This is a genomic window from Micromonospora sp. MP36 (assembly GCF_008119785.1).
Lineage (GTDB): Bacteria > Actinomycetota > Actinomycetes > Mycobacteriales > Micromonosporaceae > Micromonospora.
In genome coordinates, this window is record NZ_VSFA01000094.1 from 1 (window position 1) to 22,227 (window position 22,227).

Genomic DNA, 22,227 nt, shown 5'->3' on the forward strand with positions numbered 1-22,227 from the left:
GTGGAAGCCGAGCAGGTAGGGCACGGCGGCGAGCAGGTCGTTGATCGAGGCCAGCGGCAGCCGGGCCGGATGGTCGTGCGTCATGGTGGGAGAACTCCTTTGCAGAAGAGGGCTCCGCAGCCGCCGGGGTGGGCGTGCGGAGCTCGCGGTGGTGAAGCCGGCAGGTCACGGCGCGCGGCCGCCGCCGGCAGTTCGGTCAGGTCAGGGGGCCGGTCAGCTGCGATGAGCGGGGAGGTTGCCGAGGCCGAGGCGGGGTGCCGATGACGGGGTTGCGGTGGACGGCGGCGACCGCGGCCGGTAGGTGGCGGCGTTGCCTGCCGTGCAGGGCCCCGGTGGGCCGGTGAGGGATCCGCCGACCACGGCGGTCCGCGGCTGCCGACCGGCACTGGGGCGGGCGGGGCCGGTGGCGGGATGCGCGGTGGTGCGGGTGCGCGGTGGCGGTGTCATCAGGTTTCCCCCTTTCGGGAGGTCAGGTGGGAAACCCGGGCACGGCTGTATGGCCGTGCCCGGGGGTGCGCGACAGGTGCGCGGGCGGCCGGGCAACGGCCGTGTGCTGCGAGATTGGTGGGACCGGCAGCGGTTGGTTACGCCCGCTGCGGACGGAGTGGGATCAGCGGCGGGCCGCGAGCGGCGTGATCAGGAACGCCGGCGGCGGCTGGGAGCGGCGCTGTTAGGCGTGTTCGAGGGCGGTGACGGCGGCGTCGGCGATGGCGTCGACGGCCTGCACCGGGTCGGCCACCAGCAGGGTGGTGGTGTGGGTGAAGGTGTGCCCGGGCAGGTCGGCGGGGCGCAGCCACAGCACCGCGCAACCGGCCTGGTGCAGGGTGGTGATGAGGCGTTGGGCGGGTGTGGTGTCGGGTAGGTCGCCGTCGGAGACGACGGCGAGCATCCGCACCCTGCCGGGTTGGCGCAGGTGCAGCAGCTGGTCGGCGAGCTTCACCGCGTCGGTGAACGCGCTGGTTCCTCCGGCCGTCCGCATCTGCAGGACGTGGGCAGGGTGCTGGCGGGGTGGCACGAGCAGGGTGGCACGGCTGCCGAAGCCGATCATGGTGGTGGTGGCCTGGTTGGTGCGGGCAGCGTGGGCGAGGATCCACCCGGCGGCGGACATCGGCGCCGCGTAGGCGCGCATGGATGCGGAGGTGTCGACCAACACGGCCAGGTGCAGGGTCGGCTTCGGCGGCGGCAGGGTGGCGCGCCGCTGCCACGGGGTGGCGGTGGGCATGGTGCCGGCGGCGGCTTGCGCCTGGGCGGTGATGGCGTGGCGGGTGCGGAGCCGTCCGGGCGGTATCGGGCTTGGCCTGGTGTCGGGTTCGGGCTGGTGGGTGCGGGCCCGCCGCAGTCGGGCGGCGAGGGTGCGGGCGGCGGCGCGTTCGCTGTCCGTGGGGTCGCGGCGGGTCCAGGTCGCGGGCGTCCCGTGCCGAGAGGTGATCTGCCGGGCGGTGTATTCGGCGGGGGTGAGGCCGGTGGCGTGGGCGAGGTAGTCAGCGAGGGCCTGGGCGAGCTGGCCGGCGAACTGTCCCGGATCCGGTTGGGGTGGTTCGGGTTGCCGGTGAGGGTCGATGTCGAGGATGCGGCACCACCGCCACGCCAGGTCGACCATCTGCTCCGCGTCGGTATCGCCGGTGGTGTGGGCCTGCCGCCATACGTCCCGCAGCTGCCGCAGCTTCTTACGCCCGAGAACGGCGGTGACCGCGGCCCGCACACCCTTGATGTCTTTGGCGGTGATGATGCGGGCGTCGACCCGCGCGAGGAGGAGACCGGCGAGGTGGGCGGCGTGCCACGGGTCGTCGACGGGCGCGTCGCCGGGGTCGAGGAGCGTGGTGACGGTGTGGCGCAGCCACCGGCGGTCGCCGCGTCGTCTGCCGCGTTGCCGGTTCTCGGCGCGGGACTCCTCGAGGAGGTCGGCGACGGCGGCGACGACCGGCGGGGTGACCGCCGGTGTCCTCCATTGGCTGTGGGTGGCGTGGGCGGCTTCGTGCACGAGCAGCCCGTAGGCAGCCGGGACCAGGCGTTTGTGGCCGGGGCGGCGGGGGTTGGCGATGTCGGGTGAGCCGATGTGGGTGGCGTCGACCTCGATACGGCGGGCGTCGGGGTAGAAGCAGGCCGGGGCGCCGCCGCCCGCGCCGGGCGCGACCAGCACGGACAGATCGGTGCGGCCGGTCAGCAGCGGGATGTGGCGGGTCCAGGCGTCGCACCAGGCCTGCCAGTCCGGATCGCCGACGGCCGTGGTGGTGCCGGCTTGCCGGTGGGTGCCGGGATGAGCCATGAGGGTTTCCTTCCTGGTGAGGGGTCAGCGTTGTGTGCCGAGGGTCAGCGGGCTGATCTCTGCGCCGAACTGCTGCCTGAGGGCGGCGAGGACGTGTTCGCGGTCCTCGTCGGGGGCGCGGCCGGCCAGGTTGGCCACCGCGGCGGGTAGGCCGAGGGTTTTGCGGACGCGGGCGAAGCCGAGCAGCTCCCGCAGCTGCGGCGCCCAGCCGACGCGCCCGGCGGCGAGGTCGGCGTTCAGCGCGATGGCGGCTTGGACCGCGGGGTTGGGGACGCCGAGATGGCGGGCGAGGTCCCAGTCGGTAGTGACCTCCACGTGCACGTCAAACCGTGACGCGAGCGCTTCGGTGAGGATCGCGCCGTGCACGCCGGGGTTGTGGCCGGCGATGACGTAAAACCCGTCGACGGCTTCGACGCGTTCGTTGCGGTAGCCGGGGATGCTGATGACCCGGCGGCCGTCCATGGCCGGGTAGAGCACGGCGAGGACTTTCGGTGGGATGAGGGTGGCGTCGTCGACCAGCAACGCCCTGCCTTCCCGCATGGCGGTGACGAGGGGCCCATAGACGAACTCGAACCCGCCATCGGGGAGGGGGATGAAGTTGCCGAGGAAGTCCTCCACCACCGTGTCCCCCGTCCCGGCGACGGTGAGCAGGTCCGGGAAGGCGGCCTCGACGAGGGCGGTCTTGCCGGTTCCGGGCGGCCCGTAGAGCAGCACGGGGATGCGCTTCTCGCGCAGCCGGCGCAGCACGTCCACATCGGTGGCGCCCGCGAGCTTGCGCGGGAAGTACAGGTCACCGTTGGGGCGCGCGACGGGTTGCCGCCGACCTGCCCCGCGGCCACTGCGGGGTGTGCGCGGGGCGGGCGGTGGCATCGCCCCGGCCGCGTCGATCCCGGCCTGGGTGATCTGGAACCGGTGCGGGCCGGTCTGGTGGGTGGCGTAACCGGCGGCCGCCATCTTCTTCAGGGCTTCGAACACCGCGCCGGTGGAGCGGGCGGTGATCGCCGTGGTCAGCTCCCCGACCTTGAAGACCTGATCGGGATGGGCGGCCAGGTGAGCGGCCACCTGCCGGTACAGGTAGCCAGGCCGACGACCGTCACCGGCGGCATCTGCGGCCGGGCTGGTGGGTGGGGTTGCAGGGTCCATGCGGGTCCTCCTGTCATGGGGCCCGCGCACCCGTCTCCGGGTGCGCGGGCGGCTGGTACGGTTCCGCGCGGCGGAGACGGCGGTGACGGGTCCGCCCTGTGGCAGGGGTCGGCCCGGCAACCTCCGTGAGGTGCTCACATCAAGCAGAGGCAGCCCGCAACAGGGGCTGCCCGGTCGGGTGCCGCCGCCACCAGGCGACGACAAGGAACGCAGCCAGCCCCGGATCGATCAAGTCGATGCGGTGCCGAGGGCTATGGGCGGCGGAGGGTGACCTCGCCGTGTGGGCGGCGGGAAACGCCGATGGTCAGGCCGAACACGCTGCCGTCGGACAGCTCCAGCCACACACCGCGGTCGAGGGTCAGCACCCCGGCGTCGCGGTAGACGCGGGCGGACGTGATGGTCACCGGGACGCCATCGTGGCCGACGAGATGGGGCAGGTCGGCGTCGTCGCAGAGCTGGTCCAGGTCGCCGCTGGTGAGCAGACTCAGGACGAGGGCTTGCAGGATTTCCTCGTGGGCGTACTCGCCGAACTCGTCGGCACAGTCATTGGACATGCTGATGCTCCTGGTAGGGGATTGTGTCGCTTCGACGCCGCCCGTCAGGCGGGCGGCAGCGGCTGCCGTGGCAGCGGCCGCGTCTTTGGCGTCCGTCCTGCCGCTGATCGGTCAGGCGCAGGCAGCGGATCGAATCCGCCGGCGTAGAGATGGGTTGTGGTGATCAGGTATCGGGGTGAAGGGGTGGAAGGGCCGCCGGCGGAAGGGAAAGCAGACCGTCCGCGCGCTGCCGAAGTGGGAACTCGACGAGGGCGTGCCGCTCGTACGGCCTGACCGTGGTGACGTGCTCGTGTCGGCGTCGATCGGACCCGCCGGTGACCTCGTAGCGTTGTGGTCGACCGGAGAAGGCGAGGCGGCGCTGCGGTCGGTCACCACTCAACCGGGCTGGGCGACGTTTCCTGACCCGACGGCCGCTCGACCCGTGGCCGCCAGGGTGAGCCGGCAGGTGGGGAACACTGCTGGTGTCATGCCGTTGGCCGGGTTGACGCTGGCCCATCCGTCGGTCCAGCCCTTGCCGCAGGGGCGGGTACTGGTTGTCGGGGCTCGATGCCGGTGGCGGGCCGAGGGCCCGGACCACAACGCCGAGGTCTACGACGGCGACGGACGGATCGAGGCCAGGGCGACGCTCGGTGACGGCATCGAACACGTCTTCACCACCGCCTCCGGGGAGGTGTGGGTGGGGTACTTCGATGAGGGCGTCTACGGAAACTACGGCTGGGGTGACGTCAACTCCGCCCCGCCGATGGGCAACAGCGGGCTGGTTCGTTTCTCACCGCAGCTGGAGCCAGCGTGGCGTTTCCCGTCCCACGTGGACAACGACTGGGATGCGATCGACGACTGCAACGCCCTCAACGTCACCGACGATGCAATCTGGACCTGCTACTACACCGACTTCCCGATCGTGCAGATCCGTGATGACTCGGTCACTGGTTGGCGTAACCAGGTCGACGGGGCGAGGGCATTGGTGGTCAGCGGTACCCGGGTGGGGCTGCTCGGTGGGTACGGGCCGGATCGCGACCGGTTTGCCGTGGGGGAGCTGGCGGGGCAGGCGATGCGCGTCGTTGGTGAGTACCGGCTTGTGCTGCCTGGTGGAGGCCCGCTTCCGGCTCATGTGACGGTGATCGGCCGCGGTGAGGTTCTGCACGTGATCACCGCCGACCACTGGTACCGGCTGTCCCTTGATGACGTCGCGAAGCAGTGAGGCGGGCCAACCGGCTCAGGCAGCCGACGGCGGATCGGGGATGTGACCGGCGATGCGGTCGCAGTCATAGGGGTGCACTGGCAGCCAGGTCCAGGCGCGGCCCATCACGACGTACCGGCCGTCCGCATCAGGCGTGATCCGTTCGATTGCGTCCGGGTCGTCGTGCACGCGGGTTTCGTCGGCGACGATGACGTCGCCGTCGAACCACAGCCGCCCCATCGACTCGTCGACTATCCGGTCCAGCCGCTCCCCGGTGACACCCTCTGCGGCGAGCTGTAGCCGGTAGCGGTCACGCGCAGTCTGCTGGTCGGCGACGATCGCCTCGGCGACCTCCCTCGTGCAGATGAACACCGCCCACCCATTCCACGTGTCCACCAGGGTGCCGACGAACCCGACCGGGATCCTCATCTCCCCGGCGCCGTTCGGCGCCCACGCCCAGTCCCCCGCGAACACGCCCGGCCCGCCTAGGCGCACCCGCTCCGGGTACACGTGGCGCAGGTCCCGGTCGTCACCATCGGGATGCAGCACGATCCGGCACTGCCGGGCCGCCCCGACTTCGACCGTTCCGTCGAACCCGTCGCACCACGCCCACCGCGCCTGGTCACGCTGCGCGCCCGTCAGGTCCTCCCACTCGGGGGCGCCGGGCGGGGCGTGCTCGGCGTAGCGGGCGCGACCGGAGGCGACGTCGTCCCGATCGGAGACGGGCAGCCCATCGATATCGCGCCCGGTGGCGGCCTCGATCTCGGTGAGAACCTCCCGCGCGGTCGCCGCCACGTCGCCGCGGGCCCGCCCGCCGATGGTGTCCTGCGCCCACCACTCGGCGGCGTTGCGGCCGGCTTCCGCCCCCGCCTCGCGCAGAGCGTCAAGCACCCGCTGCCAGCCGGCCTGGCGTAGCCGGCGGACACGGTCACCCTCGCCGAGCAGCATCGACAGCCGGGAACCGCTGTCCCATTCCACATCCAGGACCCGCTGATCGGCGTCGTAGCGGCGCACGGTGCCCTCGTCACCCGGCCGCAGCCGCGTGTGCGGATCGCTGGTGTGCTCAAGCGCGACCCGATTCCCTACCTGGTAGGTGTCGGCAGCCGAGCGGGGATCCCGGCCGGCGCGCTCCGGCTGCGCCGGCCTCGTGTTGTTTGAGCTGGTCATAGGTCATGTCCGTTCTCGAGTGGCTTGCAGGGTGTATCCGCGGGCGGGCCGTGTCGGCGGGCAGGATCGTGCGGGAAGGTGCGATCTGCGTGGGCGATGCGGGCCCTTGGCGTCGCGGCGCGAACGGCGGCCGCTGTTGTTCGTGTTAGCGGCGCACGGGGTGCGCGGCCTGGTCCGCGCGCAGTGCGGCGGCCAGGTCAGCCGGAATGTGGGCGTAGGGCGCGACGGCCAGGAGCACCTCGGCGGGGTCGAGCACCGCCCCGACCAGGCCGATCCGAACCGTGTCGGGTTCGTTGTCGGGGTCGGTGACCGGATCCCAGGCGAAGTCGACGACGGCAGCGAAGAAGGTGCGGTGCGGATTCCAGCCGACCTGGATGGTGTAGCGCTCGAAGCCGGGTTTGGGTGTCAAGGTGTAGACGCTCACGGGATCCCTTCACGGGGTGTGCGGTCGAAGCCGTCCGGCAGGAGTCGCGCCACGAGGGGTCGTGGCCCTGCGGGCGGCTGATGAGGCTGGTGGTTCGCCGGGCTTGCGGGCTTCATGCCTCGGCGTTGTGGGCGCGTTCCTCGGCCAGTTCGACGACTTTGTCGCGTCGTGGGGCGGGAAGGCCGGCGAGCAGGTCGACGTACTGCTGTTCCTGTGCGGTGACGGGTTCGGCGAAGGCCGCCTTGTAGGCCAGGCGCGCTGCCTCGTGCGCGGCCTCGATCGGACCGCTGTGGTCGTAGGCGACAACGGCCTGCCGCAGCTGCTCGGCCGCCGCGACCGGGTCGCGGGACAGCGTGATGTCGTAGATGCGGAAGTCCGCCGGAAGGTTCGCCGCGCTGGTCGCGGCGATCAGGCACAGGTTGGCCTGGACGTAGTAGGCGTACGTCTCGCTGTGGGCAGGCGTTTCGCCGCGAGCCCGCACGGCGGCGCGTTCGGCGTTCCAGCGCAGCCTGGCTTCCTCGGCGTGCCTGGCGAGGGCGAGCAGCATGCTGCGAGTGGGATCCATCGTGTTCCTCCTGTCTCTGAAGGGCACTGCCCCCGGCTAGCAGGCCGAGGGGTGGGCTCGGGCTCTGGCGATTGCCTTTTCGAACACCGACGGCGGGAGCCCCGGTCAACTGGTGATCCGGCGGACGGCCGCGAGCTGGCTGGCCCACGCGGACAGGCGGCTGATCTTGACGACGTCGCCGCTGTGGGGGGCTTGGACGATGAGTCCTTGGCCGAGGTACATGCCGACGTGGCCGGGGCGGGCGGTGCTGCCGCGGCTGCCGGGGATGAACAGCAGGTCCCCGGGCCGCAGGTCGCGGTAGTCGGCGACCGGGGTGCCGGCGTGGACCTGTTCGCTGGTGGTACGGGGCAGGGGGATGCCGGCGGCCCGGTACGCCTGCTGCATGAGCGATGAGCAGTCGCACTGGCGGGCGGGAATCCCGGAGTGGGGTGCGGTGCAGTCCCCGCCGAAGGTGTAGGGGGTGCCGAGCTGGGTCAGAGCCCAGCCGATCGCGGTCGCCACCGGCAACGGGGTTCCCGGCGGGAGGGCGAACCCGTCCGGCAGGGGAACCTGCTCGCCGCCGGGTTGGCCGTCGCCGGCGTCGAACAGGCACAGCGGGTTGCTCATCGCCTGCTCCAGATCGGCGGCGACGGGTCCGGCGGGGGTGCCGCCGGTGAGAACGCGGACCAGGGCGATCGCGTCGTCCTCCCACTTGGCGTAGGCGCCGGGGAAGGCGGAGCGCTGCACCGACTGGGCGACGTCGGTCAGCGCCATGGCCTGCCACCCGTCAACGGCCAGCAGCGCGGCGTAGAACTTCCCGGCCGCGTAGCGGGGATCCCGCAGTCGGGCAGGGGTGCCCCAGCCTTGCGAGGGGCGTTGCTGGAACAGGCCGATGGAGTCGCGGTCTCCGCCGGGCAGGTTCCGCAGGGTGGATTCCTGCATGGCGGTGGCCAGGGCGATCACCCAGCCTCGCGGCGGAACCTTCAGCTCCGCGCCGACGGCGACGATCACGGCGGCGTTGGTCGTCTGCTCGTTGTCCCACCCACCCGCGCCGGGGCGGGCGGGTGGGGAGATGGTGAGGGTGGGCAGCGGCGGCTGACCGCCCGGACCGGCCGCGCCGTAGCAGGCGGTCGATGCGGTGCCGCCGCCGGTGAACAGGGCACCGGCGGCGCCGGCGCACAGCACCAGCACGGCGATCACCCCGGCGGCGATCACGGCGAGGGCGCGCGCTCTCACCGCAACGCTCCAGCCGCTGCCCGCGACCTGCAGGGCCGCTCGGCCCGGTCGGTGCCGGCAGGGTGCAGGCAGTTGACCAGTGGGTAGGTGGCGAGGCGGGTGCCGTCGCTGGTGTGCACGGCGATGGTGTCGGTGTCCGGCCCGATGAGGTAGATCCACTCCGCGTCGAGGTGCCCGGCGTGGCACAGCGGGAACACCGTGACCGGCTCCGGCGGGTCCACCTCGGAAGCGAGGGTCATGCCGACGCCCGGCACCGGACGCTGCCCGGCGAACGGGGACAGCGTGGTGGCGATGGTGTCCGGGTCGAGGTACTCCCAGTCGTGGGCGAGGATCGCGGTGATCAACGCGATCGTGTCGTGATGGGCGTGGCCGGCCCAAATCGTGGCCAGGGTGGGTACCACGACGGCGGGGTGGCCGTCGAAGAGCACGAACCGGGCGTGCACCAGGTGCGGGTTGTCGGGCCGGGTGGCGCCGATGTAGCAGTGGGTGCTCACGAAACAAACTCCTTCAGCGGACGACGTCACGGCTGGTCGGGCTCGGGTGTGGGCGGCCAGATGGCGGGCTCGGCGCGCCAGCCGAAGATCGGGTCGGTGGTCTCGACGGATCCGCAGCGGGTGCACTTGGTGTAGGTGTCTTCGCCGTAGCCGGCCATGGAGGGCATCTCGTCGGAGTCGATCTCGTCGACGGCGCCGCAGATCCGGCAGCGGATGGATGCGCCGTCGGGCCCACACACGCCGAAGATCGGTTCCTCGGGCTCGATGCGGAGGCCGGACCGCTGCGGTCGTGGCGCGCCCCCGGCGGTCCTGGTCTCGACGTGGCGGACGGTGGCGGCCAACAGCGCGACCAGACCGGGGTAGGTGGCGGGGATGTCGCCCGGGTCGGGGGCGTCGTCGACGAGCACGAGTGGGTGGTCCTCGCCGCGCAGGTGGGTGAGCTGGTAGACGCGCCCGTCGGCGTCAACGGCGTCGACGCGGCGGGCCTGCCGTGGCTGCCCGCCGCTGGTGTGGATGTCGTCGTAGCAGGCGGCCCAGGCCACGAGCCGCGCGTCCGGCGTGGTCGCGCGGATCCGGCGGATGATCGTGTCGAGGGTGGCCTGGTACGGGGTGCTTTCGATGGGGTTAGTCAGCCCGGCGGCGAGGCGGTGCAGCAGCGCGGGCAGACCGGCCGGGTCGGCGAGCAGGTCGTCGGGGTGCAGCGGGAACTCGAGGCTGCGCATCTTGCGCCGTCGCTTCGGACTGTCGGTCAGGAGCCAGTCGTGGACGAGCAGCAGCGTCGGGGGCTGACCCCAGCCCATCTGCTCGGCGTCGGCGTCTGCTGCGATGAGGCAATCGGTGAGCGTGCGGACAGTGTTGGAGGACAGCACCAGGTTCTCCCTTACAGGGTGGACAGGCGAAAGGCCCCGCAGCCGGGTGGCTGCGGGGCCTGTGACATGCGGGGTGCGGGGTCAGCCGTCGTGACGGCTGCGGCTGCGCACGGCTGGTGTGAGCTGGGACAGGTACTCGCGTACGCCGCCGTCGACGCGTTTCGCCTCGTACATGGCGCGGTCGGCCTGGGTGAGCAGTTGGCGGGTGCTGGTGTTCGGGTGGTGGGTGTGGGTGTAGCCGACCGAGGCGGTCACCTGCAGGTCGCCGTTGACGACGCGGATCGAGTCGGCGGCGATCGCCTGCCAGGCGGCGTCGGCCGCGGCGGCGGTGTCTTCGCGGTCGCCGGTGACCAGCAGGGCGAACTCGTCGCCGGAGAGCCGGGCCGCGACCCGCACGGGGCCGCCGAGGCTGGTAAGGCGGCGGCCGACCTGGTGGAGCAGGTCGTTGCCGACCTCGTGGCCGAGGGTGTCGTTGACGGTCTTGAACCGGTTGAGGTCCAGCAGCACCACCCCGACCGGTGCGTTGTTCTCCAGGGCGGCGCGCAGGCGGGTGAGGAACAGCCGCCGGTTGGGCAGGCCGGTGATCTCGTCGTGGGTGGCCTGGTAGCGGGCCGCGCGCAGGGCTTGCTGCTGCCGCCAGAGCAGTGCGGCGGCGAGGGCGAGACCGGCGAGGATCCCGCCGACGGCGATGGCGATCGTGTGCAGGATGGAAGACACTGGGAACGCTCCTTGTCTCAGAAGGAGCACCGGGGGCGGGCGTGAGGCGCCAACTTCGACGCCCGCCCTCGGGCTGCCTGACAGGTGGCCGGCGGCTATCGGCTGCCGGTGGTGGGGGCGAGCTGGAAGGTGGCCGGCTTTTCCACGGTCTGCACGGCCTTGCCTGCGGCGACGAGCTTGACCACCGCGTTGGCGACCGCGCCCGCGCTGGCCTTCTTCGCGCCGCTGCCTTCGTTCGCGGCGTCGATGAGCTTGCACAGCTCGCTGGTCCTGTAGGCCCGGTCGGGGTGGGCTTCGAGGATGTCCAGCACCGCCCCTCGCAGGGAGCCCTTCGCCCGGCGACTGCCTCCGATGGCTGGGTCATCGGAGGCGGCGGCGGTGTCCGGGCCGGTGCCCTCGGGCGTGGAAGCAGACCGCTGGCTGTCGCCGTCGGTCTCCGCAACGGGTTCTTCCTCACCGTCGGGCGGTGTGGGTGCGTCCGGGGCGGTCGTGTCGCTGGCGGAGGTCGAGGGCTCCGGGTGAGCGGGATTCGCGGGCTCCGGCGCGGGCGGCTCCTCGGGGGACTCTGCGGTGCCGGTGACCTCGACAGGGTCGTCCTCGGCGGCGGGCTGTGCGGGTTCGTCGGGCAGCATGTCGGGCGGGCTGTCGTGTGCCGGCGACGTGGCCTGGTCCGTGCCGACGGTGGCGCGGCCGGCTTCGGTCAGCCGCCACACGGCGCGCTTGTTCTCGGTGTGGATGCGTTCGGTCTGCCCGGTCTGTTCCCAGGCGCGCAGCTTCGCGGTGGCGGTGGAGTAGCCGAGCCCGGCCTTGTCGGCCACGGCGGCGGCCGTCGCTTCGCCGAGTTCCGCGAGCGCGGCGAGGACCTTGAACATCGCGTGGGCCGGCACGGGCTCTGGTGTGTCGGTCATGGGCATCGTCCTTTCGTGTGAGGTCAGCACTGATCCACGCTTCGATCGCGGCGCTGATCAAGTGCGATGACCGGACCTCGGGACACAGCTGGAGATCCGGTACGGCGGGTGCGGTGCGCCGCTGGGCTTGGAGCGGTTTTCCGGGAGCGAGAGATGGGTGGTGGAAGAGGGAAAGGGCGGCCTGTTGCCGGCCGGGCTCGGATCGGATGCCCCGGCCTGGGGCCGCCCGGCGACTGCGGTTTGCCGCCCGGGGCGGGCTTCGAGCCGGGCCCGGCTGCCGGAGGCTCGGGCGCAACCAGCCCGGCGGCACAAGGTCGCCGATGGCCGGGCGGTACGGAAAGCCCGCAGTCGATCCGCCGCGCGAGGCGGCGTGGCGTGCCGTGAGGAAACCGGTCGGGCAGCACCGGTCCCTTTCGGGTGCGAGGGGTGGTGTGGCTGGCCCGGCGGGTCTGCGGTCACTGGTGGTGCAGGTCGATGGCGAACAGCCGCTGGTCCTCGTCGAGCGAGTCCAGGTAGTGGGCCGCCTGCTGGAGGTAGGTGATCCGGTCGGCGAAGAACGCGCTGGCCGGTTGCATCCGGTCGCCGGTCTCGGTGAGGAAGGCGTCGGTGCACAGCGCCCACAGGGCGTGGTAGTTGGCGTAGGCGGCGGTGCCGGCCTGGAACATCTCCAGGTCGCCCAGGTCGAGCTGCCCCGGGCCGTGTGTCGCGGCGTTGTGCATGCGCATGGCCTGCACGCGCGGCTGCCGGTGGAACTCGGCGGTCGCGGTGTCCATCGGGTATCCCGACGGGTCGGACAGGTGCTTCTGCAGGAAGACCGGCCACGGGGTGGCCGCCTTCGTGCCGGCGACGACGTGGGCCCACTGCTGGTGGCGCACGCTGGCGCCGAGGTAGGCGCCGTGGCGCATGCCGGCCAGGTCGAGCAGGCGGATGGGTCCGCCCGCGCAGTAGCACGGTCCGGTCTTGGCCTTCCGGAGGTCGATGAGCTGCCGCCGCTGCCAGGGGCGCAGAGCCGTGCAGGTCCAGTACCGGGGGCAGCTGGTGCCCGAGATGTTGAGGTGGCGTTCGAGTTGCCGGGTGGCGCTCAGCGCCTGGGCCAGTTCCTCGGAGACACAGACGATCATGGTGCGGACGACTGCCTGCGGGCTGGCCACGACGGGCGGGGTGACCGTGGCGGCCGTCTTCGGCTGCCGGACGGTGGTGGCGGTCCGGGTGGGGGCCGGCTTCGCCGGGAGGGTGGGCACACGGCTGCCGTGACGGGTCAGCGGGGTGCCGTTGAGAGTGGACATACGCGGTTCTCCTTCAGGTGGGGTGCGCTGGGCGCGCGGGACTGACCGGCCCACCGGGTGCATGGGTCGGGTCAGAGCGGAAGGGGAAGAGGTGGTGCGGGTGGTGGGTGCGACCTCGAAGGGGTCGCCGCGCGGGCGCGTGCCGACCGGCTGGAGCGGGTGGGCGTCGCGTACCGCGGGGTGCGGCGAGGGATCCCTGAGGTGGGACCGAACCGGGTGGAGCGATAGGTGACGTGTGGTGTTGCCGAAACGATAGGGGTTCGGTCTGTCAGCGGTTTTCGCCTCGGTTGCCGCCGATCAGGGCGTTGACTTGCACTGTTAGGCGGTGCAGGTGGCTGCAGCGGTGATGGAGGCGTGTGGCCTGTCAGACCGGCCGGATCTGACAGCGGAGTCGCTCGCCTGACAGATGTCCCCGGGGCGGCGGGATCACCGCCCGGGTTTTCTCGATGTCTGGGCGGTGACCTGCCCTGTTAGACCGCCCGTGGTGTGGGGCGGGTTGGTGTCAGTCGTCGTCGGGGTGGACGTAGCGGTGCGGGTTGGTGGCGGGGTTGTCGGGCCCGTGATCGCTGGGCAGCTCGTGCAGCCAGCGGCGCAGCCCCGGGTCGGTGGTCAGGGTCCAGGCCGGGCCGGCGGGATGCTCGTCGTGGACGCCGGTAGCGACCGGCATGGCGGTGGGCACGCCGGCCAGGGCGCGCAGCAGGTTCGCCTCGCGTCGACGGCTGCGCACACGTAGCAGGACGGGGTAGCGGGGGCCGAACTCGGTGAGACGTTCGTAGGCGCGCAGCTTGCGCAGCACCCGGCCCAGGTTTTCGGTGTTGTTGTCGTGTTCGAGGAAGAACCCGACGGTGCGGTCGCCGACGGACCAGACGCCGTGGGCGTCGGGGCGGATGTCGGCGGCGGCGTAGGCGGCGGTGGCGTGCTGCTCGGACCACCAGCGCAGCAGGCGCGCGTTCGGGTCGGTGCGGGTGTAGGCGTGCAGGTCGACGAAGAGCTGGTTGACGCCGAGCAGGTGGCGCAGCTTGCGGCTGCCGACGATGCGTTCGGTGCGCTCGATGCTGGAACGCGGCGGACGGGCCGTGGGCTGGTCGGGGTCGGTGTAGGCGGTGGGGTGCAGCACGGCGCCGAGCGGGCCGAGCGCGTAGAGGTACTGGCTGGTGCCGGTGGTGATGTCCACGAACCGGGTGACCGCCTCTACGGATCGCAGCGCCGCGAGACGTACCAGGGCCGCCCGGCGTGACGGGAACAGGGCCTTGGCGATCTGGTCGGTGGACAGCAGGTAGTGCTCGGCGAGCCAGCCGAGCAGCATGCGGTCGCGCAGGGTCAGCCGCCGCAGGTGTTCCAGGCGCTCCTGCCGTGAGGGGCGACGAGACGACGGTGACGGGGATGAGTTGGGCGAGGTCGGCGGATTCGGTTCGGAGGAGTCGGAGTGCGAGTTGGAGGATTCGCTGGACATGTGCGGGATCCCTTCAGGGGAAGACGGAGACACCCCTCCGTTGGAGGGGTGTCTGGAATCCGCGGTGGCCGTGGTGACGCCTGGTCACGGCTGCTGTGCAGCACTGACAGACGTGTTCGGGTGGGTCTGTCAGTGGTGGTGTGCGCAGCGGTGGTGAACGGGAGGTGAAGGGCTGATCGAAGGGGCTGTGCAGCCCGGATCCGGCGGTGACCGACGCTGGTGCCGCCGCTCCTGGCGTGCGGACGGGTCGTTCAGCGGCTGTCCTTGGCGCCCCTGGCTCTGGTGGTCCGGTTGTCGTCCGTGGGCTTCGACAAGCGGTCGACCAGTTCGTCGATGGCGCTGGTGTTCTGCTGGTCCGGCTTCCGCGCGACTGTTTCGCGGATCGCGGTGGCCTCCCCTACGACCGGCTGGGGCGGGCGTGTCTTGAGGGTGAACGCCGGTGTCTGCCGGCCGTCGACGACGAGACGCGTCGCGGCGGTGTAGGCGTCGAGGTGCGTCAGGTCGTGCTCGTCGAGCTCCGGCACAGTGTGGCGGGCCAGCACGCGGGCGTCCTCCGGCGCGCACGAGAAGTAGATCTTGTTGCGGGCGTTCGCGGAGACAGCAGCGAGCAGGTCCCTGGGAAACTGGGCGAGGTCCTGGTGGGCCAGGACCATCGACAGCCGGTACTTGCGGGCCTCGGCGAGCATCGTGTCCAGGCTGTTGGCGAGGGTGAGGAAGTTCTGGGCCTCGTCGATGATCAGGGTGGCGTCGCGGCGCTGGTCGGGGGTGATGCGGGCGCGGGCGGTGGCGGCCTGCCACACCTGCGCCAGGATCAGGGAGCCCAGCAGTTTGCTGGTGTCCTCCCCCAGTTGGCCCTTCGGGATGCGCACGAGCAGCGCTCCGCCGTCGAGGATTTCGCCCATGTCGAAGCTGGAGTGCGGGTAGCGCATGGTGCGTTTGACGAAGTCGCGCAGCAGGAACGCGCGCAGCCGTGCCAGGACGGGGCCGATGACCTGGGAGCGCAGGGCGGGGTTGAGGTCGTCGTACCACTGCCAGAACCCGGACAGGCCGGCCGGATCATCGAGGTCGACGGTCATCGCCGACCGGAACTGGGCGCTGTTGAGCAGGGGTGGGATGTGTTGCAGGGTGACGTTGGCGTGCCGCAACAGCGTCAGGCAGGCGACGCGCATGACGTCGTCCATCCGCGGTCCCCATGCCTTAGCGAAGATGTTCCCGAAGATCGACACCAGGTTGTCCACGACCAGGTCCGGGTCGTCGCCGGATAGGGGGTTGATCGTCGGCGGGTTCGGTTGGTCCGGGTCGAAGATGACCAGACGGTCCGCGACGTTTTCGGGGAGCCGGTCGAGGATGTCCAGGACCAGGTCGCCGTGGGGGTCGATGACCACGGTGCCACGACGGGCCTTGATGTCGTCGACCGCGAGGTTGACCAACAGCGTGGTCTTGCCGGAGCCGGTGGATCCGACCACGTGCAGGTGGTATCGGGCGTCGGGGACGGACAGGGCGACCCCGTGGCCGCCGACCTGCGCGTCGCCGATCATCTTGGTGCCGCGCCCGCCAGTCGGTACGGCAACTGGTGTGGGCATCGGTTTCGCCCGGGCGCGATCCAGGCCCGGGACGGCTAGGTCGCGGGGCAGCGCGGCGAGCGCGGCCAGCTCGGGTGTGGAGGTGAGGAACCCGGCGCCGAGCCGCCGCTGCGCCAGGGCCGCGGCCGGGGCTCGCATGCGGGTGCGGTGGGTGAGGCGGTTGCGGCCGGAGTACACGGCGAAGGAGGAAGCGATGGTGTCGGCGACGCCCCGCAGCCGTGGCCGCTGGTTGGTGCCGCCGCGTCGGCTGTCCTTGCCGACGGCGTAGCGCACGGCGGTCTCCCACAGGGTGTGCGAGCTCTTGTCGAGGATGGCTCGCACATCGCGCTCCACCCCCGGGTCACGGCGGCCCGTCTGGGCGGGGCGGGCGGTGCTGGCGGGTAGGAATGCCTCGACGAGCCACAGCAGCGGTGCGGCCGGGTTGATGCCGGGGGTGGCGGTCTTGCCGTTGCGCAGCCGCGTCGCGGCGCGACGCGCGCGCAGGGCGCGGCGGGGTGCGGCGGGGCGGGCAAGGATCTGCACGCAGGCGTGCTCGTCGGCCTTGAGTTGGGAGCCGGCGGACATCAGCGCGCGCAGCGGGTCGTTGTCGTGGTCGATGTGCAGGGGCAGCCATTCGGCTGCGGTGGGCAGCAGGTGCCCGCCCACCACCGCTGGCACGTCAACCGGGATGGGCGGGGCGGGGGTGTCGTCGGTGGTGCAGGCGGCGCCGGGCCAGGCGGCGCGGACGGCGGCTTCGACCGCGCCAGGCGGGACGGTGCCGGGCACCCATATGGAGATGAGCAGCCGTCGGCCGGTCCAGGTGTACTGCCAGGCCACGTGGGGGCTGCCATAGAGCCACCGTCGGCGTCGGGACGGGGTGAGGGTGCCGGCGAGGTTGGCCCACAGCGCCGCGGCGCTGTGCGGGTCAACCTCGGGTGGTGGGGCGATCGTGACGAGGCGGGCGCCGTGGGCGTGCTGGCGGTGCCGCCACAGCTGCAGGAGGTTGCGGCCGGCGATGTAGGCGACGAGTGGGGTCGCGGCGATGGCGAGTAGCCAGGGTCGCTGCGCCGCCCAGCTGGCGGCGTCGAGCAGCCAACGCGCGGGTTCGGTCGGAGGCGGGAGGACGTCGGTGCCCGGCCCTGACGGGCTGGGCACCGGCGGGGGTGGGAAGAGGTAGTAGATGGCGGGTGGTGTCACAGGTCGTTTCCTTCCTCCTCGAGGTCGGCCACCTCGGCCGGGCTCGTGCAGAGCAGGTGCTCCGTTTGGGAGGCAATGGCTTCGAAGCTGGTCCGGTTGGTGCCGGAGATAAGAAGGCCGGTGCCGACGCGGGCGGCGAGGAGCAGACGGCGTTCGCCGGCGGTGAGCCGGAAGGCGTCGCCGATGGCGTCGATGGCTTGCGGGGCTTGCTTGAGCAGGATTTGGGTGGCGGCGTTGGCGACGACGGCGTGGCCGAGGTCGGTGCCGAGGAGGTCGGCGACGTCCTGGGTGATGACGGTCAGGCCGGCGTGGCGTTTGCGGGCGGCTTTGGACATGCGGAACAGGAATCGGGCGCCTTCGCCGTCGCGCATGAGCAGCCACGCCTCGTCGACGACGACGAGCCGCCGCGCGGTCATGCGGCTGGGGGCGTCGACCTGCCGCCAGATGGCGTCGAGGGCGAGGAGGGTGCCGACGGCGCGGAGCTCGTCGGGCAGGTGCCGCAGTGACCAGACGACGAGGTGGCCGTCGGGGCGGGTGGTGGTGGGCCCGTCAAACAGGTCGGAGAAGGAGCCCTCAACCCAGGGGGCGAGGCGGGCGGCGAGCTGGCGGGCGGCGGGGTCGGTGTCGGCGTGTAGGCAGTTGGCGAGGTCTTGTAGGAGTGGGGCGGGCCGGTGGTGGGTGGCCGGGTCCGGGGTGATGCCCGCTTGTCGGTAGACGGCCAGGATCGCCCGGTCCAGGGCGGCGCGTTCCGCCGGTGGCGGCTGTTGCCCGAGCAGCACGCTGATGAGGGTGTGCAGGAACAGCCCGCGGCGGGTGAGCACGTCCGGGCGGTTGTCCCCGGAGGGCAGGTCGAGGGGGTTGACCTTGACTCCGGCGGCGCCGAGGCGGACGACGGCGCCGCCGACCGCGTCGGCCAGGCGGAGGTATTCATCTTCGGGGTCGATGACGGCGACCTGCACCTGCTGGTAGAGGTTGCGCAGGATCTCCAGCTTCACAAAGTAGGACTTGCCGGCGCCGGAGCGGGCCAGGACCACGCTGTTGTGGTTCTCCTGGGCCCAGCGGTCCCACCACACGATCCCGCTGGAGTCGGGGTTCACGCCGTACAGCACCCCGCCGTCGGCGGGCGGGTCGCCGGGCAGCGGCGCTGGCAGATCGGCGGAGGCGAGGGGGAACGCGGCGGCGAGAGCTTGGGTGTCCATGGTGCGGCGCACCTGCAGGCTGTCGGTGGCCAGGGGCAGGGTGGTGGTCCAGCCGGCCAGGTGCCGCCACGTGGCGGGCTGCACCTCGATCAACGTGGACGCGGCGGCGGCTTTCACCTGCGCGCACGCCTCGCGGAGTTCGTCTTCGGTGCGGGCGTGCACGGTCAGGTAGAGGCCGACGCGGAACAGCTTCGCCGCACCGCGCGCCAACCGTTGCGCGAGGTCCGCGGCGTCGTCGGCCGCGGCCTCCACGGACGGGTCGGGAAGCTTGCCCCGCTCCGCGTCCGCCCGACGGGACGATTCGAAGCGGGCGCGCTGGTTGCGTAGACGGGCTGCGGCGACGGGGGCGGGCAGCGGGTCGATGTGCAGGGCGAGGTCGAGGCGGCCCGGCCAGGACAGGAGGGGTTCGAGCCAGGCGGGGCCGACCTCTGCCGGGTAGCCGGTCACCACGAGGGTGGCGGCGTAGCCGTCACCGACCCGCAGGAACCGGGGCGTGACTTCCACGGAGGCGGGAGTCACGGTGGCCGCCAGTGCAGACGGTTGGCGGTCGGCGGGCTGGGACCGGTGGCGCAGCTTCATGTCTGTCGGCTCCTCTCCGTTCGGTGGCGCTGATCGGGTGTGGGTGAGGTGATGACGGTGTCGGGGGCCGCGAGCCCGCCAGGCCGGGGCGGCCGGTAGGGGTCAGCGGCGGACGCGAGCGCGGCGGTGACCGCCGCCCCATCGAGGGCGCGGGTGGTGACGCCGAGGCCGGACAGGGCACGGACCGTGTTCTCGGCGCGTCGTCGGGCGGCGCGCTCGCCCCGCTCACCCGCGCTGGTGGAGGTGACGATGAGGACCTGCCGGCGCAGCGGGTCCCGCCGGGTCGCGAGGTCGTCGAGGAACCGGGCATGGTCGGCCGCCGCGTCCGCGAGGGCCGGGTGCGGCAGCGCCTCGGCTGTCTGGGCGAGGGTGCGGGCGGCCGAGTGCAGGTCCACCGGCTGCGCCGACACGACGATCTGCGTCGGCGTGGACAGCGAGTTCAGCCAGCGACCGAAGGTGTCCACCAGGGCGGCCTGCTCCTCGGGGGTGCGCAGGGCGAGGTTGACGCTGGTGGCGGCGACCATCGCCGCCCTCGCCCCACCAAGGCGGATCTCCCCGCCGTCGTCGATCGCGTCGGCGGGCAGCTTCAGCGGCGCCGGCAACGTCACCGCCGACGCGGGGGCCTGCACCCAGTCCGGAGTCTTCGACGTCGTGTCGGTCGTCGACAGCGCCCGAGGTGCCCGGGCGTGGCGGACGGCGGCGAGCAGCCACACATCAAGGGGCAGGCCGTCACGGCGGCCCACGGCCACACCGAAGGCGAGGCCGGCGAACAGCACGGCGGTGCCGACGAGCACCGGCACCGGCACCAGGTCGTGCAAGGCGCGCCACGCGCCGTACAAGGCGAGGGCCGCGACGGCGAGGATCGCCAACTGGCGGAACGTCAGCCCGTAGAGAACCTTGTCGGGGGCGTCGACGTCAGCGGGGACACGAGCTCTATAGGGCTCGTCGTAGGAGTTCTTCTTCGGATTCATTGGTCGTTACGCACCCTTTCCATCCATTCGCTGGTCAGGAGTTGCCGGTGCTGTTCACCGCCCGAACGAAGGGCGTGCTGGTGTTCGTGTGCGAGATCGAGGGCGGCAAACGGCGAATCTCCCTGCCGCAGTCGTGGACCGATCGCGGCCCGGAGGCGACACCGAACCGGTTTGCCGTTGACGGGCTCACCGCCGCGCGAACGCTGGTCGACGCACTGACAGCCCGGCTGCAGTTGAGCGCGGGTGATGAGGAATGATCGTGTCTGTTGTGGACAATGAGCGGGTCTTCGGCCGGACGGTGCGATCGGGGATGAAACGTGAGCGCCGGCTGGAACCAGGTCGAGGCCGCGATGGCGGTGGCGAACATGGCCGCCGCGGTGTTGCTGGCGCGGGCGGGTCGCGGTGAAGGCGACGTCGAAGATCACCACGTCGCATCGCGGTCGGCTCGCCGTGGTGTATGTGCGTCAGTCGAGCGTGATGCAGGTCAGGATCCACGGCGAGTCCACGACGCGGCAGTACGGGCTGGCCGCGACCGCGGTGGAGATGGGCTGGGCACCGGGCGGGGTGCTGACCATCGACGCAGACCTCGGTGTGTCCGGCCGGTTCGGCGCCCACCGCGACGGCTTCACCGAGCTGCTGGCCAGGGTCTGCCGGGGCGAGGTCGGCGCGATCTTCGGTTTGGAGGTGTCCCGGCTCGCGCGCTCGTCCGGCGAGTTCGCCCGGCTGCTGGAGCTGGCGCGGCTCACCGACACCCTGCTGGTCGACGCCGACGGCGTCTACGACCTGTCGGATGTCAACGACCGCCTCCTGCTCGGCCTCAAGGGCAGCATGAGCGAAGCCGAGCTGCACCTGCTCACCGGACGGCTGCACGGCGCGAAACTGGCCGCCGCGCACCGCGGTGAGCTGCGCTCGCCCTTGGCCGTGGGTTTCGTCTACGACGACGGCGAGGTTCGTGTTCGACCCCGACGAACAAGTCCGCCAGGCCGTCGAGGATCTATTCGCCGAGTTCACCGCGACCGGATCGGCGATGGGTGTGGTCAAGGCGTTCGCCACCACCGGCCGCCTGTTCCCGCAGCGCAAGTGGGGCGGCGCCTGGGACGGACAGATCAAGTGGGGCAGGCTCACCCATGCCCGGGTGCTGCAGGCGGTCAAGAACCCGGTCTACGCCGGCGCGTACGCCTACGGCCGCAGCTACGACGCGCGTAAGGTCCGCGAGGACGGCACCGTCGCCGCGACCAAGGTCAAACGCGCCCGCGCCGACTGGACCGTGCTCATCCAAGACCACCACCCCGGCTACATCACCTGGCAGCAGTTCCTCGACATCGAGGCCAAACTCGCCGCGAACAACACCAAGGCCGGTTTCCGACCACCGCGAGAAGGCTCGGCCCTATGTCAGGGGATCATCTTCTGCGGCGTCTGCGGGGGCCGGATGGGAACCCGCTACGGCGACGGCGGCCGGGTTCACTACCTCTGCCAGCACAGCAACCCGCACCGCACCGACGCCTGCCGCACCGTCGCGGCAGTCACCGTCGACGACGCCGTCTCCGCGCTGCTGCTGGACGCGGTCACCCCGCAGCAGCTGAAACTCGCGGTCAAAGCCGCCGACGAGCTGACCGACCGCTACACCCGCAGCCACCGCGCCGCCGAACTGGCCGTCGAACGCGCCCGCTACGACGCCGACCGCGCCGAACGCGCCTTCAGCAACGTCGACCCCGAGAACCGGCTCGTCGCCCGCACCCTGGAAAGCAAATGGGAAGCCAAGCTGCAAGCGCTCGCCGACGCCGAAGCGGCCCTGCTCACCGCCCAAGCAGCCCGGCCGCCGCTGCCCGAACGTGACGCGCTGCTCGCCCTGGCCGCCGACCTGCCCCGACTCTGGCACCACCCGGACACCCAGGCCCGGGACCGCAAACGGCTGCTGCGCACCTTGATCGCCGACGTCACCCTGCTGTCCGAGCAGCACAAAGACCAGGTCCGCATCGGGGTGCGCTGGCACACCGGTGCCGTCGACGAGCTCACCGCCGGCCGCATCGGGCCCGGCCGCACCCCGGAAGCCGCGCTCGCGCTGATCCGCCGCCACGGCGCCACCCACACCAGCGAACAACTCGCCGCCATGCTCAACGCCCAGGGTTTGCGCACCGGCCGCGGTCACCGCTGGAGCACAGGCGGCGTCGCCCGCGTCCGCGACTACTACACCATCCGCGCGCCCCGCACCGTCGCAATCCGAAACGGCGAAATCAGCGTCAAACAAGCCGCCGCTGAGCTGGGCATTCCCGCCGACGCCATCTACAACTGGCTGCGACACGACCAGGTCCCCGCCCGCCGCGGTCCCAGCGGGCGCTGGTGCATCCCCTGGGACCCCGATACCCAAGCCATCTACCAGCGCAAAGTCGCCGCATCGTTCCGGCTCAAGCCCAACCCAACGAGAAACGGAAACCGCGCAGTGTGAAGCAGCTGTCGGCATCCGCGCCCGCCCCACCT

19 protein-coding genes and 1 pseudogene are annotated in these 22,227 nt (G+C 71.8%); 4 read left to right on the forward strand and 16 right to left on the reverse strand.

Annotated features, from left to right (window positions below; all coding sequences use genetic code 11):
• Positions 1-670: 670 nt before the first annotated feature.
• The 3 genes from FXF52_RS33295 to FXF52_RS33305 form a co-directional block, all read right to left on the reverse strand.
• Positions 671-2,266, reverse strand: a complete 1,596-nt coding sequence (locus tag FXF52_RS33295) for a VWA domain-containing protein (RefSeq protein WP_148803117.1) — start codon at positions 2,264-2,266, stop codon at positions 671-673.
• Between the two features lie 24 nt (positions 2,267-2,290).
• Positions 2,291-3,409 (reverse strand): AAA family ATPase, encoded by a 1,119-nt coding sequence (locus FXF52_RS33300; RefSeq protein ID WP_148803119.1) that lies wholly within the window; start codon positions 3,407-3,409, stop codon positions 2,291-2,293.
• Positions 3,410-3,660: 251 nt separating this feature from the next.
• Complete coding sequence (locus FXF52_RS33305; RefSeq protein ID WP_148803121.1) at positions 3,661-3,963, reverse strand: hypothetical protein; 303 nt, start codon at positions 3,961-3,963, stop codon at positions 3,661-3,663.
• Between the two features lie 175 nt (positions 3,964-4,138).
• Between FXF52_RS33305 and FXF52_RS33310 the strand changes: the two genes are divergently transcribed.
• Positions 4,139-5,164, forward strand: a complete 1,026-nt coding sequence (locus FXF52_RS33310; protein ID WP_148803123.1) for a hypothetical protein — start codon at positions 4,139-4,141, stop codon at positions 5,162-5,164.
• A gap of 15 nt (positions 5,165-5,179) precedes the next feature.
• Here the strand turns inward: FXF52_RS33310 and FXF52_RS33315 are convergent, their stop codons facing one another.
• The 13 genes from FXF52_RS33315 to FXF52_RS33380 all read right to left on the reverse strand — a co-directional run bounded on the left by FXF52_RS33315 (position 5,180) and on the right by FXF52_RS33380 (position 19,749).
• Entirely contained in the window at positions 5,180-6,310 is a 1,131-nt protein-coding gene (locus FXF52_RS33315; protein WP_148803125.1) for a DUF4314 domain-containing protein, read from the reverse strand.
• 145 nt (positions 6,311-6,455) lie between these two features.
• Positions 6,456-6,734 carry a hypothetical protein gene (locus FXF52_RS42045; protein WP_187413869.1) on the reverse strand — a complete coding sequence of 93 codons (279 nt, stop codon included), beginning with the start codon at positions 6,732-6,734 and terminating at the stop codon, positions 6,456-6,458.
• A 112-nt stretch (positions 6,735-6,846) separates the two neighbouring features.
• Positions 6,847-7,299 (reverse strand): hypothetical protein, encoded by a 453-nt coding sequence (locus tag FXF52_RS33325; RefSeq protein ID WP_148803130.1) that lies wholly within the window; start codon positions 7,297-7,299, stop codon positions 6,847-6,849.
• 105 nt (positions 7,300-7,404) lie between these two features.
• Positions 7,405-8,514, reverse strand: coding sequence for a C40 family peptidase (locus tag FXF52_RS33330; RefSeq protein WP_255472604.1), 1,110 nt, complete (start codon positions 8,512-8,514; stop codon positions 7,405-7,407).
• A complete protein-coding gene (locus FXF52_RS33335) occupies positions 8,511-9,008 on the reverse strand; it encodes a hypothetical protein (RefSeq protein ID WP_148803132.1) in 498 nt (165 codons plus the stop codon). The genes FXF52_RS33330 and FXF52_RS33335 overlap by 4 nt, the downstream gene beginning before the upstream one ends.
• Before the next feature lie 26 nt (positions 9,009-9,034).
• A complete protein-coding gene (locus tag FXF52_RS43485) occupies positions 9,035-9,877 on the reverse strand; it encodes a hypothetical protein (RefSeq protein WP_255472606.1) in 843 nt (280 codons plus the stop codon).
• A gap of 81 nt (positions 9,878-9,958) precedes the next feature.
• Positions 9,959-10,594: a GGDEF domain-containing protein gene (locus FXF52_RS33350; protein ID WP_148803134.1), complete on the reverse strand. Its 636-nt coding sequence runs from the start codon at positions 10,592-10,594 to the stop codon at positions 9,959-9,961.
• Positions 10,595-10,689: 95 nt separating this feature from the next.
• On the reverse strand, positions 10,690-11,502 hold the full coding sequence (locus tag FXF52_RS33355) for a MarR family transcriptional regulator (RefSeq protein ID WP_255472607.1): 813 nt from the start codon (positions 11,500-11,502) through the stop codon (positions 10,690-10,692).
• Between the two features lie 455 nt (positions 11,503-11,957).
• Entirely contained in the window at positions 11,958-12,788 is an 831-nt protein-coding gene (locus tag FXF52_RS33360) for a hypothetical protein (RefSeq protein WP_187413870.1), read from the reverse strand.
• 502 nt (positions 12,789-13,290) lie between these two features.
• Positions 13,291-14,241: a replication-relaxation family protein gene (locus FXF52_RS33365; RefSeq protein WP_148803138.1), complete on the reverse strand. Its 951-nt coding sequence runs from the start codon at positions 14,239-14,241 to the stop codon at positions 13,291-13,293.
• 251 nt (positions 14,242-14,492) lie between these two features.
• Positions 14,493-17,000, reverse strand: a complete 2,508-nt coding sequence (locus FXF52_RS33370) for a type IV secretory system conjugative DNA transfer family protein (protein ID WP_370518060.1) — start codon at positions 16,998-17,000, stop codon at positions 14,493-14,495.
• A complete protein-coding gene (locus FXF52_RS33375) occupies positions 16,997-18,778 on the reverse strand; it encodes a VirB4 family type IV secretion system protein (RefSeq protein WP_148803140.1) in 1,782 nt (593 codons plus the stop codon). The genes FXF52_RS33370 and FXF52_RS33375 overlap by 4 nt, the downstream gene beginning before the upstream one ends.
• Positions 18,775-19,749, reverse strand: a complete 975-nt coding sequence (locus FXF52_RS33380; RefSeq protein WP_148803142.1) for a PrgI family protein — start codon at positions 19,747-19,749, stop codon at positions 18,775-18,777. The genes FXF52_RS33375 and FXF52_RS33380 overlap by 4 nt, the downstream gene beginning before the upstream one ends.
• Here FXF52_RS33380 and FXF52_RS33385 point away from each other — a divergent pair.
• The 3 genes and pseudogenes from FXF52_RS33385 (at position 19,749) to FXF52_RS33390 (ending at position 22,195) form a co-directional block, all read left to right on the forward strand.
• On the forward strand, positions 19,749-20,006 hold the full coding sequence (locus tag FXF52_RS33385; RefSeq protein ID WP_255472608.1) for a DUF5372 family protein: 258 nt from the start codon (positions 19,749-19,751) through the stop codon (positions 20,004-20,006). The genes FXF52_RS33380 and FXF52_RS33385 overlap by 1 nt on opposite strands.
• Before the next feature lie 220 nt (positions 20,007-20,226).
• A pseudogene (locus FXF52_RS42630) lies at positions 20,227-20,592 on the forward strand (recombinase family protein); the annotation flags it as partial.
• 109 nt (positions 20,593-20,701) lie between these two features.
• Positions 20,702-22,195 carry a recombinase family protein gene (locus FXF52_RS33390; RefSeq protein WP_222870820.1) on the forward strand — a complete coding sequence of 498 codons (1,494 nt, stop codon included), beginning with the start codon at positions 20,702-20,704 and terminating at the stop codon, positions 22,193-22,195.
• Positions 22,196-22,227: the final 32 nt, after the last annotated feature.